The sequence below is a fragment of the Undibacterium sp. RuTC16W genome, assembly GCF_049339445.1.
Taxonomy (GTDB): domain Bacteria; phylum Pseudomonadota; class Gammaproteobacteria; order Burkholderiales; family Burkholderiaceae_D; genus Undibacterium.
In genome coordinates this window covers 318,108-334,145 of sequence record NZ_JBMPPE010000001.1, presented here as the reverse complement: position 1 = coordinate 334,145, position 16,038 = coordinate 318,108, and the positions used below count along the sequence as shown (strand labels likewise).

Annotated in this window: 14 protein-coding genes and 1 pseudogene; 9 read left to right on the top strand and 6 right to left on the bottom strand. The window is 49.0% G+C overall.

Annotated features, from left to right (window positions below):
- Positions 1-163 precede the first annotated feature (163 nt).
- Entirely contained in the window at positions 164-1,087 is a 924-nt protein-coding gene (locus ACO0K4_RS01580) for an AraC family transcriptional regulator (RefSeq protein ID WP_422954840.1), read from the bottom strand.
- A gap of 270 nt (positions 1,088-1,357) precedes the next feature.
- Between ACO0K4_RS01580 and ACO0K4_RS01575 the strand changes: the two genes are divergently transcribed.
- The 5 genes and pseudogenes from ACO0K4_RS01575 to ACO0K4_RS01555 all read left to right on the top strand — a co-directional run bounded on the left by ACO0K4_RS01575 (position 1,358) and on the right by ACO0K4_RS01555 (position 5,878).
- Positions 1,358-1,735, top strand: coding sequence for a nuclear transport factor 2 family protein (locus ACO0K4_RS01575; protein ID WP_422954839.1), 378 nt, complete (start codon positions 1,358-1,360; stop codon positions 1,733-1,735).
- Positions 1,736-1,799: 64 nt separating this feature from the next.
- The gene (locus tag ACO0K4_RS01570) at positions 1,800-2,186 is read left to right on the top strand and encodes a nuclear transport factor 2 family protein (RefSeq protein ID WP_422954838.1); all 387 of its coding nucleotides are present in this window, start codon (positions 1,800-1,802) and stop codon (positions 2,184-2,186) included.
- 402 nt (positions 2,187-2,588) lie between these two features.
- A pseudogene (locus tag ACO0K4_RS01565) lies at positions 2,589-3,197 on the top strand (type IV toxin-antitoxin system AbiEi family antitoxin domain-containing protein).
- A gap of 153 nt (positions 3,198-3,350) precedes the next feature.
- The gene (locus ACO0K4_RS01560) at positions 3,351-5,012 is read left to right on the top strand and encodes an AAA family ATPase (RefSeq protein ID WP_422954837.1); all 1,662 of its coding nucleotides are present in this window, start codon (positions 3,351-3,353) and stop codon (positions 5,010-5,012) included.
- A gap of 2 nt (positions 5,013-5,014) precedes the next feature.
- Positions 5,015-5,878 (top strand): hypothetical protein, encoded by an 864-nt coding sequence (locus ACO0K4_RS01555; protein WP_422954836.1) that lies wholly within the window; start codon positions 5,015-5,017, stop codon positions 5,876-5,878.
- 143 nt (positions 5,879-6,021) lie between these two features.
- Here ACO0K4_RS01555 and glmS read toward each other — a convergent pair whose 3' ends face one another.
- On the bottom strand, positions 6,022-7,851 hold the full coding sequence (glmS, locus tag ACO0K4_RS01550) for a glutamine--fructose-6-phosphate transaminase (isomerizing) (RefSeq protein ID WP_422954835.1): 1,830 nt from the start codon (positions 7,849-7,851) through the stop codon (positions 6,022-6,024).
- 230 nt (positions 7,852-8,081) lie between these two features.
- Between glmS and ACO0K4_RS01545 the strand changes: the two genes are divergently transcribed.
- Complete coding sequence (locus ACO0K4_RS01545; protein WP_422954834.1) at positions 8,082-8,561, top strand: Lrp/AsnC family transcriptional regulator; 480 nt, start codon at positions 8,082-8,084, stop codon at positions 8,559-8,561.
- A gap of 28 nt (positions 8,562-8,589) precedes the next feature.
- Here the strand turns inward: ACO0K4_RS01545 and ACO0K4_RS01540 are convergent, their stop codons facing one another.
- Entirely contained in the window at positions 8,590-9,408 is an 819-nt protein-coding gene (locus ACO0K4_RS01540) for a substrate-binding periplasmic protein (RefSeq protein WP_422954833.1), read from the bottom strand.
- A gap of 618 nt (positions 9,409-10,026) precedes the next feature.
- On the bottom strand, positions 10,027-10,719 hold the full coding sequence (locus ACO0K4_RS01535; RefSeq protein WP_422954832.1) for a Crp/Fnr family transcriptional regulator: 693 nt from the start codon (positions 10,717-10,719) through the stop codon (positions 10,027-10,029).
- A 135-nt stretch (positions 10,720-10,854) separates the two neighbouring features.
- On the opposite strand from ACO0K4_RS01535, the gene ACO0K4_RS01530 reads away from it, so the two are divergent.
- The 3 genes from ACO0K4_RS01530 (at position 10,855) to ACO0K4_RS01520 (ending at position 13,313) form a co-directional block, all read left to right on the top strand.
- Positions 10,855-11,433, top strand: a complete 579-nt coding sequence (locus tag ACO0K4_RS01530; RefSeq protein ID WP_422954831.1) for an HD domain-containing protein — start codon at positions 10,855-10,857, stop codon at positions 11,431-11,433.
- A gap of 309 nt (positions 11,434-11,742) precedes the next feature.
- Positions 11,743-12,498 (top strand): class II aldolase/adducin family protein, encoded by a 756-nt coding sequence (locus tag ACO0K4_RS01525; RefSeq protein ID WP_422954830.1) that lies wholly within the window; start codon positions 11,743-11,745, stop codon positions 12,496-12,498.
- Entirely contained in the window at positions 12,495-13,313 is an 819-nt protein-coding gene (locus ACO0K4_RS01520; RefSeq protein ID WP_422954829.1) for an SDR family oxidoreductase, read from the top strand. The genes ACO0K4_RS01525 and ACO0K4_RS01520 overlap by 4 nt, the downstream gene beginning before the upstream one ends.
- Before the next feature lie 152 nt (positions 13,314-13,465).
- On the opposite strand, the gene ACO0K4_RS01515 is transcribed toward ACO0K4_RS01520, so the two are convergent.
- A complete protein-coding gene (locus ACO0K4_RS01515) occupies positions 13,466-14,530 on the bottom strand; it encodes a porin (protein ID WP_422954828.1) in 1,065 nt (354 codons plus the stop codon).
- Between the two features lie 470 nt (positions 14,531-15,000).
- Positions 15,001-15,705, bottom strand: coding sequence for a tetratricopeptide repeat protein (locus tag ACO0K4_RS01510; RefSeq protein WP_422954827.1), 705 nt, complete (start codon positions 15,703-15,705; stop codon positions 15,001-15,003).
- Between the last annotated feature and the right edge of the window lie 333 nt (positions 15,706-16,038).

Genomic DNA, 16,038 nt, shown 5'->3' with positions numbered 1-16,038 from the left:
TAATATCCACGCGCCTTACAGGCCAGAGTGGCGGCAAACCCGCATGGATAGTGCGTGAACGGGCAGTACTGTTTTAAAAAATCTTAAAACTTGTTTACTTAATAATCACAAATGTGCCGTCTGTCGTCTGTGAACAATGTCATACGATGCAATACGCCTGCGGCTATTGACGTATTGAGTGCGGGTTACTGCCTTGCTTTAGCCCGGACATCGCTATAGAAAGCTTTTGTCGACGGCGGAATTCCATCGGTGTGCATTCAGCCTCGCGCTTGAAGAACTTGCTGAAGTTGGTAGGTTCGTCGAAACCCAGCTTTTCTGCGATGGTCACTAGGGAAAAATCTGTGTGTACTAAAAGCCGCTTTGCTTCCAGAACTATTCGTGCTGAGATAAAGGCTTTTGCCGTCATGCCCATTGATGCCGTTATTGCGCGCGCCAGGGTCTTCTCGGTGTAACCGAGTTGATTGGCATAGTCAGCCAATTGATGCCACTGTGCGAAGCGTTCCTCAACAAGTTGCTGGAACCGCTTGAAACGCTGCGATGCGGGAGACGCCGTTGGCTCCTGTGCTTGCCGTCTGCCTTGCAGAATACTCAGCCGCGTCAAGAGCGTATGGAGTTGATGGCGCATCAATGTGTGCACATCTTCCTGCGGTGCATCGATCAGCGTGTCCTCTCGCATTTGCTGAAGCAAGTCCGTGACCTTCCGCTGCTCTTGGCTACTTAGGATCATATGTTCAGGAAGTCTCTCTAAGTCGAGCGCGAGCTTGAGATCGTGCGAAGTCGTCGAAGTGGGTAAGACGAATTCAGGACGAAACAGCAGGTTCCAGCCGTCCCAATCTTCGTCCTGTCCGTAGTTGTGGGCCTGTCCTGCTCGCAACACCAGCAGCGACCCCGTCTCACAGGATATTGACTTGAAGTCGACCATCTGGGTGCATTTACCCTGTGTGACGCACACCAAAGTGTGGAACTCGTACCTATGGGTTATTCGTAATTGTTCTTTGCCCCGATGTCTAAGGTCCGTCATAGAAAAGACTTCCAGGTCGAGTTGGTAGGGCGCTTGCGGCCGATAACCCAGTCGCTGAATATCCATGTTCACTTTCATGCTTCTTGACGCGGACTATGTCGCTTTGATTGTCCTGTGGGCGGGGCGGAATGTCCTAAAAGTATCATTTTTTGTCGCAAAATTACCGTTTAAATCACCTTAAGATGTCCAATAATAACCATATATAAATTTTTTTGAAAGGAAACGATGATACAGAAAACAGCAGTGAAATCGACGGAGCCTTCTTTAGGTAATCCGTAGGAACGATTAGCACAGATTAAATCAATGTTCTTTCACTTAATTTAGGCAAAAAATAATATGACTCAAGCAGAAGCAAACAAACAAACAGCCGCTGCAGCTTACCAAAGAATTTTTGGTGATTTAGATATCACTGGTGTAGATGAGTATATGAGTAAAGACTTCATACAACATAATCCAACAATAGCGGATGGCCCAGAAGGCGTAAAAGCACTTGTACGAATGCTTATCTCGCAAGGTGTGCCAAAACAAAAAAGTGTCTTTAAGCACGTTGTGGCAGAGGACGATATCGTCATCCTTCATTCTCGTTATGAAATGGCGGGAAAGGAATGGCGCTTTATCGATATTTACCGCATAGAGAATGAAAAGTTAGCTGAACACTGGGATGCCATGATGCCAATGCCTGATGTTCGGGGAAATAACAATCCGATGTTTTAATTGGACATTAAGCTTGTTAACTATACGCACGACCAAATAAATTAAACATAAAGGAAAAACTAAAATGACAGCAAAAGATGTAGTTGTGGCTTATTCAATCGCCCTTTCAAAAGGTGACATCCCTGCCGCATTTTCGCATTTCAGCACGGATGCAAAATGGCACCAACCCGGAGATAACAAGTTTTCTGGAACAAAAAGCGGACTCGATGCTATTGGCAAAATACTTGGCAGCATGATGGAAATGACACAAGGGACATTAGTCATTAATCCAGCGGGAGCAATGATGGTTAATGGAAATTTTGTCTCTTGCCCTGTTCGTTTCAGTGCTAAAAATGGTGCTAAAACAGTTGATATGAATGGTAGCGATTTGTTTGAGGTTATCGATGGGAAAATCGCTCAAGTTTGGCTTTTTTCTGAAGATCAATCTGCTGAAGACGCGTTTTGGAATTAATTATTTGAAAGATACTCGGGAGGTATCAAGGAGTTACCGATTCTCTGTTTGATATCCTTTCGTTTGCCAAGGGATTGAATTAGAGGTGACGCTGGCAATATGCGCATCTTTTGGCGCGACCATGACTTGAGACATTTTTTTAGTGATTAGTGCCTTAGGATAAGCTTCCGTGGGAATGCAAATTTTGATGCTCACTCCAAGCTGATCGGGTAATGGGATCTGATGTTGGTCCCATCACACTTCGTTTGCTTGAAAGTAGCTCACAGCAATCGTTTTCAGCTTGCCATCAAGCCAATATACTTTGCGGTTTCAAGAACCAAGTCCGCCAATTAGTTGCATTAATTTGTTCCATTTATTCGCCACTTATTTTATTTCGACGAAAAAAATGAACATCATCAATTCATGGAAAAAACCAACAGTCATCGGCAACGCGTTCTTATTCTGGCGCATCAGAAGGGGCTGCTACGCCCAAACGACCTTGATCAGATTAATGTTCCTCGTGTCGTACTGACGCGCATGCCTGCTCTCGGCCAATTAGAAAAAGTCAGCAGAGGTTTGTATCATTTGCCTGATAACCAAGGATCTGAACACGAGGCTTTACTCGTTGTTGCAACCAGGGTGCCACAGGCCGTATTTTGTCTGCTCAGTGCACTACAATTCCATGAACTGACCACGCAGTTGCCGCTCCAAATATGGATTGCGATGCCACGTGGTAGTCATGCACCAAAGATCGACTATCCCCCGATTAAAATGAATCAGTTCACAAGTGAAGCCTATTCCGAGGGGATAGAAATTTTTGAGCGTGACCGCGTGACTTTTCGGGTCTATAGCGTGGCAAAGACAATCGCCGACTGCTTTAAACATCGCAAAAAAATTGGACTCGATGTGGCACTTGAGGCACTTCGGTAGGCACGATCCGAAAAGAAAATTAATAGTGACGAGCTATGGCACTTCGCTAAAATTTGTCGCGCCGCCAATCTCATGCGTCCCTATCTGGAAGCGATGGAATGACAAAAGATCTAACGGCCTCTGTTCGCACCCGGTTATTGGCGATAGCTAAATCAGAGAATGTTGATTTCAATCAGATACTAGTGCGCTTTGCGTTGGAGCGTTTTTTTATCGTTTAGCCTGTTTTTTAAAATTGAGAAATGAAAGAAATTCGTAATGCATGACTTTCCGCGAACTCCGCAAATTTACTTTGCTCGTAGTAAAAACTCAAACTCACGATTGAATCCAGGTTCCATCTTGATTTCTCCAGTCGATAATAGCTGGAACGATTTCGGTTACCAGACCCTATTCGAATATACCCTTTTTATTACAAATGAAAAATCGATATCAAATGAATTTAGATTGGCATTTCCAGGTGAGGCAGAGCTATCTCAGAATAAGATAGTTCAAGATATTTTTAACCAACAATCATCGGAAATACTCGCAGTCGATAATTTTCCGCAATTTTTCACACTTCAATTGAACATTGAAAAGTACGATTTCTTGGTTGAAGAATTTGGATTACTGCTAGCTTCAGATATTTTACTTTCGATGAATGATCTTGTTATTGTTGAGAGGGAAAAGGTGCTCCCTGTTTGGCTGGACTCGGCACTAAACTCCGGTGCCTTCAATATGTCTTTCCTGAGATCCGCTGAAGGTTTTATCGCTTACTCATACGGCTTCCAATCTTTTTCTGTATCGAACAGGAAAGAACCGAGTTATGCACCTTCAGAACTTAAATTTTCTTTTGACTTGCCTGGATTTAAAAATAGCCACGACTTCAATTTCTTTTTTACCAATGATGGGCTCTTGCCTAAACGGATTGCTGTAATTATTGGCAAAAATGGTGTTGGGAAAAGTAGAACCTTACATGAATTAACCAAATCAATATTGAGCCACAATGAAAAGTCGGCATCGACGGAAATTACAAATACAATCATTCGGACCTTAATTGCTGTTTGTACTCCTGGTGAAACGGAAGCGACTTTCCCACCTATTCAAAATGGCAATGAGCTTGTGAATTATATTCGTTTGTCGGCTTTGCCAGGAGAGCGCGCTGGTGGAGATAGGGAACCGTTATCAGTTGTTTTGCAGAAGTTATCAAGGCGTGCCGAGTTTGAACCCGGACGGTTACGTTGGGATATATTTTACAGGGCAATATCCAACCTACTTCCATTTGATGAGCTTGTCGTTACTCCATCAAATATTGATTCTGCCGGATTAAATAATATCGAAGTAGGTGACGTGACCTTGAAGGAATTGAATTCGCGAGGGGAAAAAATTCGACTTGAAGCAGCGAAAAGGTTGGATAAAAGCGGAATATTGATGCGAAATGTCAATACTCAAAAAATGCCATTAAGTAGTGGTCAGCTTTCTTTCTTTCGATTGGCCGCCCAATTGTGTTTACACATCGGGCCAGGGTCGGTAGTCTTAATTGATGAGCCTGAGACTCATCTTCATCCTAATCTAGTTAGTGATTTTATCGTGATGTTGAATCGTATTTTAGAGGTGACACATTCTGTCGCAATTATTGCGACGCACTCGGCATATTTAGTTCGAGAGGTACCTAACACACAAGTACATCATATTTCAGTTGACGATGAAGGGTATGTCTTTGTTGATCGACCTAGACTTAAAACATTTGGCGCTGATGTAGGAGCGATATCAAACTTTATTTTTGAAGATGGATTTGTAAATCGATTTAGTGAACAAGTCTTAGAGAAAATTAGGTCAACATCCGAATTCTCTTCTTCGTGGGAAGGAGAGCTTGCTGAAGAACTCTCAACAGAAGCTTTAATGTATTTTAAGCGGCTACTAAGTACAAAAAAAGGTAGCTAAATATGAAATATTTAGGACTTCCAGAATACGATGACATTGATATCATTAGAGAGTTGGCCAAAAAAGACAATCTAGCCAGTTTCCCTCTGTTGGCTAATGCATTGAGCGAGGTGGAAGCTGAGTATAAACACTATAAAAAAATTAACGGAAACGTCTTGGCATTAAATGAGCCCATCGAAATGGATGCAAATTTGAAAGAGGGAATGCGACAAGATTACAAAAAGAAATTGGTCATTCTTAAATACATTAGCGAGATTAGAAAAAAATTATCACCAACTGTTTGTCCAATGTGTGGGAGTCTTGGGAGCTCTCAAGTTGATCACTTGGCTCCTAAAGCGATTTATCCAGAATTTGCCTTGTTTTCGCATAACTTGGTTCCTGCTTGCTCTTGCAATGGAAAAAAAAGTATTGCGTTCAAAGGAAATGGTGATGAAAGGGTTCTGCATCCATATTACGACATGGAAATTCTTTCGACGAGACTTTCCTACATCGCGTTTTCTGGCGATGTCAAGGAACCAGACTTAACTGTGGAATTGACTTTGAAAGAAATGACTAATTCTGCGGTTAAATTTCATATTGATACAATCGTGCGTAAGACGAATATTTTGGAATGGGCGTCAGCCAAATGGGAAAAAATGAAAGAAGACCCCGAGAGTTTGATATTTTTTGATGGTCATGACGGTTTAGTAAACGCTGCCGACGTACAACTAGCGCTGTGTAAGAGATTTGAAATGTCAGACAAAGAGCACGGCACCAAAAATAATTGGTTTTCAATGTTTTTCTATGGATTGGCGTTACGTGAAAAAAACGAAGAACACATTTATATACGCAATCGAGTTAATGAATTAAGAAAGGCCAGATCGTAGGCTGAGCTACAAAGCCCAGCATATCAATTTACATTGCGTCGGCAATATGAATAATTCAAACTTAAATTCGCCAAATTTGGCAGGCAACCCGCATCGAATAAATGTGAGCGGGCTTGTGCCATTTTTAGAAATCAAATCCCCGCTCACTCCACCGTCACACTCTTAGCCAAATTCCGAGGCTTATCAACATCCGTACCCCTTGCCAGCGCCGTGTGGTACGCCAGCAATTGCAGTGGTACTGTGTGCAAGATCGGTGACAGCATGCCGTAGTGTTCTGGCAGGCGGATGACGTGTACGCCTTCGCTTGGTGTGATGCGGGAGTCGGCGTCGGCGAAGACGTAGAGTTCGCCGCCGCGGGCGCGGACTTCTTGCATGTTCGATTTAAGTTTTTCGATCAGTGCGTCTTTGGGGGCGACGGTGACGACCGGCATTTCTTTGGTGACGAGCGCGAGCGGGCCGTGTTTGAGTTCGCCTGCGGGGTAGGCTTCGGCGTGGATGTAGGAAATTTCTTTGAGCTTGAGTGCGCCTTCTAATGCGATCGGGTAGTGCAGGCCGCGACCCAGGAACAGAGCGTTTTCTTTGCGGGCGAATTCTTCTGCCCAGGCGATGATTTGCGGCTCTAGTGCGAGGACTGCGGCGATGGCTACGGGTAGGTGGCGCAGTGCTTTGATGTGTTCTGCTTCTTGCTCTTCACTGAGGCGACCTTTGCTCTGGGCCAGTGTCAGCGCGAGTAAAAATAGTGCGGCCAGTTGTGTCGTGAATGCTTTAGTGGAGGCGACGCCGACTTCGACACCGGCGCGTGTGATGTAGGCGAGCGCGCATTCGCGCACCATGGCGCTGGTGCTGACGTTGCAGATGGTGAGGCTGTGCGGCATGCCTAGTTCGCGTGCGTGTTTGAGTGCGGCGAGTGTGTCGGCAGTTTCGCCACTTTGTGAAATAGTGACGACCAGGCTGTTAGGATTGGGCACGCTGTCGCGGTAGCGATATTCGCTGGCGATCTCGACATTGACCGGGATTTTGGCGATCGATTCTATCCAGTATTTAGCGGTCATGCCGGCGTAGTAGCTGGTGCCGCAGGCGAGGATCAGGACGTTATCGATTTGTTTGAAAACGCCAAAGGCTTTGTCGCCAAATAATTCCGGCATGATGCCGGTCACGCCTTCGAGCGTATCGCCGAGTGCGCGTGGTTGCTCGAAAATTTCTTTTTGCATGTAGTGGCGATACGGGCCGAGTTCGGCTGCGCCGGTGTGGGCATGGACGGTGCGTACTTCGCGTTGCACTTGCTTGCCTGCTGCATCGATGATCCAGACGCGTTGCAATTGCAGATCGACGACGTCGCCTTCTTCCAGATAAATAATCTGATCGGTGGTGCCTGCCAGTGCCATCGCATCGGAGGCGAGGAAATTTTCGCCCTGACCGACGCCGACGATCAGTGGTGAACCCTGACGTGCGCCGACGACGCGATGCGGTTCGTCACGGCAAAATACGGCAATCGCAAACGCGCCGGTCAGACGTTTGACAGCGATCTGCACGGTCTCAAACAAATCGCCGCTATATAAATGATCGACCAGATGCGCGATGACTTCGGTGTCGGTCTGGCTCTCAAATATATAACCGACCGCAGTCAGCTCGGCGCGCAATTCTTCGTGGTTTTCGATAATGCCGTTGTGAACCAGTGCAATGCGTGCATTGTCGCCATCACGTGAAAAATGCGGATGCGCATTGGCCGATGACGGCGCGCCGTGCGTTGCCCAGCGGGTGTGGGCAATACCGGTAAAACCTGCCAGACCAGTTTGCTCGACTTGTGCCTGCAATTCGGCGACGCGAGAGGTGCTGCGTGAGCGTTGCAGATGACCGTCGACATGCAGCGCCACGCCGCAAGAATCATAGCCGCGGTATTCGAGGCGCTTTAAGCCTTCGAGCAAGATAGGAGTGATATTGCGTTGCGCTACTGCGCCGACGATGCCGCACATAAGGACCTCTGAATGACGATGTGGATAAAAGTGAAGATGCGTACACTTTGCGGTTCAGGTTTTGCTGTCCTGGTGATAATGATTGCAAAATTACTAATCTTCTGAATTTTTATCATCGTAAGTCATATCGAATGAAATTAACTGTCAAAATTATGAATAATTTGAATTAAAATGAATATGCAATATCGACGTGAAATTTTATTTCAATAAATAACTATTTGTGGTGAATTATGTCGGATCAAAACACGCCTACGCTCCTCGATGAGCTGGATAAACGCATACTTCAACAGTTGCAGTCGGATGCCTCACTGAGCAATCAGGCCTTGGCAGAGCGGGTGCATGCGTCGGCACCGACTTGTCTGCGCAGGGTCAAGCGCCTGATTGACGAGGGGGTTATCGCCCGCCAGGTCGCGATTTTATCGCCAGAAAAAATCGGACTCGGACTGACCGCGATTGTAGAAATCACGCTGGACAATCAGGCCAGCGAGCAGTTGGTCGCGTTTGAAAAATGGGTGGGGCAAGAGCCAGCGGTGCAGCAATGTTATCGGGTGTCGCCGGGCCCGGATTTTGTGCTGGTGATACAGGTGGCGGATATGGCGGCCTATCATGTGCTCGCGCACCGCTTGTTTGCGGGACAGGCGAATGTACGGAACGTGCGGAGTTTTTTTTCTATTTTGCGTAGCAAATTTGAGACGCGGCTGGCTGTGTAAGCTCGACGCTTGTGATGCGAGCCGGACGTCAGCGCGGTCGGGCGCTTTCTTTTAATACGGCGGGTGAATAGTAAAGCTGAAAGGCTTTCCAGACAGAACCGGATTTTGCGGCGCGCTCCAGCAGGTCTTTGAGAGTTGCTGAGTCTTCGGCGCTGAGTGAGGATTTAGAAATATAGATACCGCTCTGGCCCCAGGGGATTTCGTTGATGGGCTCAAAGCGTAATTTATCCAGCATGTCCGAGATTTTTTTATTTTCTTTGATCGCCCCGACAAGCACTGTAGGAGCCATGATCGTGACATCGGCGACACCCGCTTTTAGCACGCGTGCGATAGAGACGGGATCCGCCTCCATGGTCAGACGACCTCGCTTGCCCAATTCTTTAATCAGATCCTGATAGGTGGTGCCATAGTCATAGCCACGGACGACTGCGACTTTAATATCATGGCGCTCCAGCAGTTCTTGCACGCTTTTGACAGCCGGACGCGCAGACGCAATAGAAATCATCGTGGCGCGGATTGCTACCGTGGGAATAAAAATACCGATGTCATCACGTCGCGGAGTGCGGCTGGCGGGGACCAGTAAATCGGCGCTACCGTTTTCAAACATTTTTTCTAGCCGGGCTCTTGGCACTGCCATAAATGCGAATTCACATTCATCCTTCAGTTCGCGCAACATGTCCGGATAGATGCCGGCGACCACATTGCCATCGATGGTGACGCTTTGTCCCACCGCAGAGACCGGCACCTGAATGACTCGCGAACAGGCGGCAGAGACAGGGCGATGAGCAAGCATGCCCGCGATCAAGGCAGTAGCTAGAAAAACCTTTAGATGTAAACGGCGGCGCATCGGACACGGCCTTACTGGTTGAACTGGATAAAGTCGGTGGAATACCATTGAAATACCATTGAAATATCATTGAAATATCATTGAGAGATCACTGAAAATTCGCTGGAATAACTTAACAATACCTGAAAATTTACCGTTGGGAAGAGGAAATTTGTTGCTAGTGAACCGGCGCAACGGTTGATGAACAGCCGGTGTTGCCTCCTGATCCATGTGCAAATTGCTGTAAAGCATGAATGCCGAGCTGCATAGTCATGCGTATTCATGACTGGCGCAAAAAAACCAAGACCTCTCACCACAGAGACACTGAGACACAGAGAAAAGCCGGAGTAGCAGGAGTAAGCGGTTCCACGACATATCGAATAAAGGGTTTTAGAGGTTCCTGACATAGGATCTGCAGGCTGGATGCGGCTTGCGGAGGGTTTTCGTGCCAACAGGCGCACCCCGCTTGCGGATTCGTTTTGGAGGAACTTTAAAAACTCTTTAATCAATACTCCAGAACAGCTTACCCCTGCTACTTCTCTACTCTTGCCTTTCTCTGTGTCTCAGTGTCTCTGTGGTGAGAGGTCTTGGTTTTTAGGTAAGTCCTGCTATGAGTCGTTACATCCTCAAGTCGTGCCTTTAAGCCATACCGCTTTGCCGAGCCAGGTCATCGGGGGACACGATCTCAATGGAGCGATAGCCCAGGCTGATCACGCCTTGTTGCACCAATAATTTTAGTTCCTTGGATAAAGTCTGGCGCGTAATTCCTAGCATCATGGCCAGCGCCTCTTGCGAGACGGGCACACGTGGCCGGGCGTTGCTGGATAGCGAGGCGTCGCCGTGCGCGAGCAGCAGCAGGCGACGAGCAATCCGGCCGCGGGTTGAGCGCAAGGTTGCATCCTCGACGATCCCATACAGCAAGCGTATCCGGCCTGCCAGCATCCGTGCAATCGCTTGTGAAAAAGCGGTTCTTTGCATCAGTGTCTGAAACACATTACTGGGCAAGACCAGTAGTTCGGCCTGCCCCAGCGCTGTCGCATCATGGGTGCGCGGCTGATGATCGATCAGCGAGATTTCGCCAAACCAGGTGCCGCTTTCCAGCACGACCAGGATCGCCTCTTTGCCATCTTCGCTCAGGGTAGACATCTTTAAGGTACCGCTCAGTAAGGCATAAAAGCCACCCGGCGCATCGCCCTGCCTGAACAGCATTTCGCCCGGACGCAGCCGTAATAACTCGGCAGCATTGAGCATGACTTTTCTGTCCCGCAGAGGCAGAGAGCCAAACCAGGGATGCGCAGACAGGTCGCTCATCAGATCGAGATGGGATTTCATTGGCGGTGCTACCGGTAAGAAAAACTGAATTGTAAAAAATTTGACAGTTGTTAGTGTAACGTGGCTGTAAGGTGTAGGCACAATATGAAACCGATACGGTTCAAAAAAACTATCCTTATCCACGGAGTGAGACACATGGCAAATCACGCAAATTTTGTCCGCATGCAGGACAGCACGCAGCAGGACTGGCAAGTTATCGGTGCCGAGTTCATGCAGTTTTCTAAAACGCTGCCCGATCGCGTCATACGGCATCTGCAAATCCTGCAAGGCGATTACGGCGGCTTTCCGATCGACCGGTATACCCATTCATTGCAAACCGCTACCCGTGCCTGGCGCGACGGACGAGATGATGAATATGTGGTCTGCGCCTTGCTGCACGATATCGGCGATACGCTGGGGTCCTTCAATCATCCGGATATTGCTGCGGCGATTCTCAAGCCTTTTGTCTCTGAGGAGAACCTGTGGATGGTGCAGCATCATGGGATTTTTCAGGGTCATTACTTCTTTCATCACATCGGCATGGACAGGGATATGCGCGAGCAATTTCGCGGCCATGCGCATTTTGACCGGACTGCCGAGTTTTGCGAGCTGTATGACAATCCGGCGTTTGATGCGAATGCCGAGACGCTGCCGGTCAGCGAGTTTGAACCGATGCTCGGACGTATTCTGGCGCGGCCACGCAATACGATTTATAAAGTAGCACTGCAAGATTAGTCTCAATAAGTCCTCTTAAGTCCTCTTTAGGGGACTTAAGCAAAAACTAAGACCCAAGACCTCTGGCCACAGAGACACAGAGACACAGAGGCGCAGAGAAAAACCAAGAGAACAACTAGCTGCATCGCAGTTTGATCGTCAAATATCAAATGAATCCGCAAGCCGGGTGCGCCTGTTGGCACGAAATGCGCCTGAAAGCCACATCCAGAAAGCGGCTTCAATTTACATTGCGGTAAGTGGTCTGTCGTTTTGCGTCAATCCTAAGCTTCAATACATCGTCAATACATTTTAAATACATCAGGAGACACCATGCATATTCCCTCAGTAAAAGATCAGGTCAGTGCCGAAGAATGGCAAATCCGCGTTGACCTCGCGGCCTGTTATCGCCTTGTCGCCATGTACGGTTGGAGCGATCTGGTGTTCACTCATATCAGTGCGCGTATCCCCGGGCCTGAGCATCATTTTCTGATCAATCCTTATGGCTTGATGTTTGATGAAATCACCGCCTCATCACTGGTGAAAGTTGATCAGCAATGCAACAAGATCATCGATAGTCCGTTCCCGGTTAATCCTGCCGGTTTTGTGATTCACAGTGCAGTGCATGAAGCGCGTGACGATGTGCAATGTGTCCTGCATACGCACACCCGCGCCGGGGTTGCCGTCAGTGCGCAAAAATGCGGTGTCCTGCCGATCTCGCAGCAATCGACTTTTGTGCTTGCGTCTCTGGCTTACCACGAGTACGAAGGCGTGGCGTTTCGGGATGAAGAAAAACCGCGTCTGCAAGCCGACATGGGGCATGCGAATTTTTTGATGCTGCGCAATCACGGTTTGCTGGTAGCCGGTAAATCGATTGCCGACGCGTTCTTGTCGATGTACACCTTCGAAGCGACTTGCCAGATCCAGTTGGCGGCGCAGGCGGGTGGTGAATTGACGCAGGTAAATCCGCTGATTGTCAAAGGTGTAGCAGAGGCGATGCGGGTGCAGACGGGCGGGCTTGGCGGCGCCTTCGTCTGGCCGTCGCTGATACGCAAACTCGACCGCGCTGATGAAAGCTACAAATTATGAGCGTGCAGCGCAGGGTCATCATCATCACGGGCGCCTCTGACGGGATCGGCGCAGAAGTTGCCCGCCAGCTTGCGCGCAGCGGTGGCAGTCACTTAGCGCTGGTGCTGGCAGCGCGTAATACCGACATGCTGGACGCCGTTGCCGCGACTTGTCAGCAATCCGGTTGCTCCACGCTAGTGGTGCAAACCGATGTCGGTGTACAAGCCCAATGTATCGCCTTGATTGAAAAAACTGTCGCGCAATTCGGACGGATTGATGCGCTGATCAATAACGCAGGCAAGTCGGCGCAAGCCTTGTTGGAAGATGTCACAGATCTCGGCTGGTATGAGGATCTGATGCGCATTAACCTCTGGGGCAGCGTCTGGTGTACTCACGCAGCACTGCCACACATCAAGGTGGCACGCGGCAATATCGTAGCGGTCTCCTCACTGGCCGGACTGATGGGTGTGCCGGGACGTACTGCGTATTGCACGACCAAGTTTGCGATGAATGGATTTTTTGAGGCGCTACGTGCCGAAGTCAAAGACGCAGGCGTGTCGGTCACGCTGGCTTATCCGGGTGTGGTCGCGACGCAAATTCGCTATCGCGGTTACAACGCCTCAGGTGTTGCCGCCGGTAGTAGCGGGCTGAAGGAAGATGACGCGATGTCGGTCGAAGAATGCGCAGGGTTGATCATCAAAGGCATGGAACAAAGACAGCGCGATGTCGTCATGTCCGCTAAAGGCAAACTCGGTCGCTGGTTGAAATTATTAGCACCGGGGCTGGTCGAAAAGATGACGATGGCGGCCTTGAAAAAAGAAGTCCGGCCGCATTAATTTCTGTTGCCGTAATACCTGATGTGAGGTCGGCGTATTGATAAAAAAAGCCGGAGGCGATAAGGCATCGCTCCGGCTTTTTTTGATCAATCTCGTCATCGGTTCAGACTAACGAGGCTAACGAGACTAACTAAACTAACGACAGCGCATCATCAGAAACGGTGTTGAATACCCACAGTCGCTGCATTTTGCGATGAGCCAAAACCTGCATCGTCACGGGATACGCCGACCAGTTTATTGTTAGACGCTTTAGAGTAAGCGCCGGCAATGTACAAGTCTGTGCGCTTGGATAAGGCATAGCGCGCACGTAGCACGGCCATACGCGGATCAGCGTCGGTGCCTGCTGGCAGATTCTTGATGTCCTGATAGTAGTACACGCCTGTCAGTATCCATTCTGGTGTCAGCTGATAGTTCACGCCAGCCCAGAACAAATCGCTGCGCAGATCAGTGGCGCCGGATGCCAGTGTCTTTTTGTAGTTGCGATACGCGAGGAACAATTTTGCTGCGTCGATCTGGTATGAGCCTGCCAGATGGATTGTCTTTGCTTTATCGATATTGCCGTTTGCTGTCGGCGCGCCGTTGACCTGGTCATACACCGCGACGGCGGCTAAAGGGCCACTCGCCATGCTGGCTGCCAGAGAATACTTGGCGCTGGCAGTCGTGTCGCCAGCAACTTCGCCCAGACCATAAGTCGCACCGACTTTAAAACCATCGCCATCAAACTGGTATTTGACCATGTTGGATGTGCCGGTCAGCATGCCGTCTTTACGCGCACCGGTCGCACCGGCTGAGGTTGCCCATGAATATTGCGGCGCATAGCCCATTGGGTCAAACGGCAAAATAAAATCATACGTCGTGCTGTAAGAGCGACCAGCGACAACGCGACCGAAATCACCCTGCAAGCCGACATTGGCCTGACGACCGAAGATGTCGCCATCTGCCGCGCCAGTATCCAGAATGACGCCGCTTTCTAATTGCCAGACCGTTTTCAGTCCGCCACCCAGATCTTCTGTGCCGCGAAAGCCCAGACGTGAGGTGTTCATACCGCCGCTGTTGACTTTGAATACGCTGCTTTTCGTGGCATCGGCGTTATTGGTGTAACCGATATTGGCATCGATCAAGCCATAGATGGTGACGTTGCTTTGCGCAGATGCTGCGCTTGCCGCGAGTGCCAGCATGGCAACACTGACAGCTTGGAAAATGGCCTTACGTTTCATATGAGGAGTCTCCTGATAATTATGAGTGACAAATCGGTGAATGACGCCGAACTTGCTGAAGTGCTATGACGGTAATGACTACGATAACTATGATGTCTAACGAGGTGACTGGTCGCGGATGCCGGATTCCACGCTGGGTAAGCGCGGCGCCTGACGCCAGTGTTCAGCAAGGATAGTGTCGTTATAGGTTCTGATGCGCGACAGTCAAGGCAAATGGTAGCGATCGCAAGCTTTCAGTTTGCTTTCGACTGCTTTTAGTGGTCTGGCGGGCGGGCGTGGAAACAACAGATGGGATGCTGCGCTGCGGCAATCATCTGGTGGAGAGCCAGAGCCGGTTCTGTCGCATTGAGTCGGCGTGAAGCGGTGATATGGGGGATGTGGGTGATGTGAGATGGATGAGGCATGACACAATGCCGCTAACAAATGCAATGCATCGCATTGGTAGCGGGCGTTTTATGCGCAGATCCTGATTATTTGTCCGTCTCTGGTTTCCAGTCTGCTGCCAGTTGCTTGGCTTCGGCGATTTGCTCTTTGCTCATTTTGCGCTCGGCATACTGGCGATAAAACACGGCGTCATTGTAGCTGCCCGCCAGCGTGAACCATTTATAGGCGTCGACATAATCGAGTTTGACACCATTACCTTTGAAATACAGCAGGCCAATATTGTATTGTGCGCTGGCGTTGCCCTGATCGGCCGCTTGCTGAAAGTAGTACAGGGCCAGGCGAAAATCCTGCCGCGCACCGATGCCGCCTGCATAGACCACGCCAAGACTGTATTGCGCATCGGCATAGCCCGCCTCGGCAGCTTTTTTATACCAAGAGATCGCCTTGCCATAATTTTGCGGTACGCCCAGACCTTTGGCGTACATACGCCCCAGATTCACTTGCGCCCGCACATTGTCTTGCTCTGCCGATTCCAGATACAGCGCCATCGCCTTTTTATAATCGCGCTGGGTGCCTTCGCCATTCACATACATCAGACCGAGGTTGAATTGCGCATCGGCATTGCCCTTCTCGGCGGCCTTGGTAAAGGCGGCGAAGGCGGCGACGTAGTTTTCTTCCTCATAAAAAGCGACGCCGTCCTCAAAGTCACCCGCCAGAGCAAGCGGGGCGCTGAGGCTGAGGATGCACAACAAATTAAAAAAACGAAAAAACGTCCGGACAACTGATCTCATGGCGGGCTCACGAAAAAAAACGAAAGAATCGCGTGGTAGTGACAATCTTAATGGTAATCGCAACGACAGCGACGATGCAAAAAACGGGCAAGACATGGCAGGCAGTCTGGCACTTTATCAGACCATAATCTGCGCCCGTACGCCTGTCAATATACCTTCAAAATAAATATACTCACCTCTAGTATATTTCAACGCATCAATTAAACAATGCGGGTAAGCCTGTTTTTTTTAAAAAATAGGGGGAGTATATGACTCCCCCTGGGGTGCTGATGTTTTGATGGCGACGAGGTACTTCTTACGCTTATACCTAACTTAATGTCTAACTTAATGCCG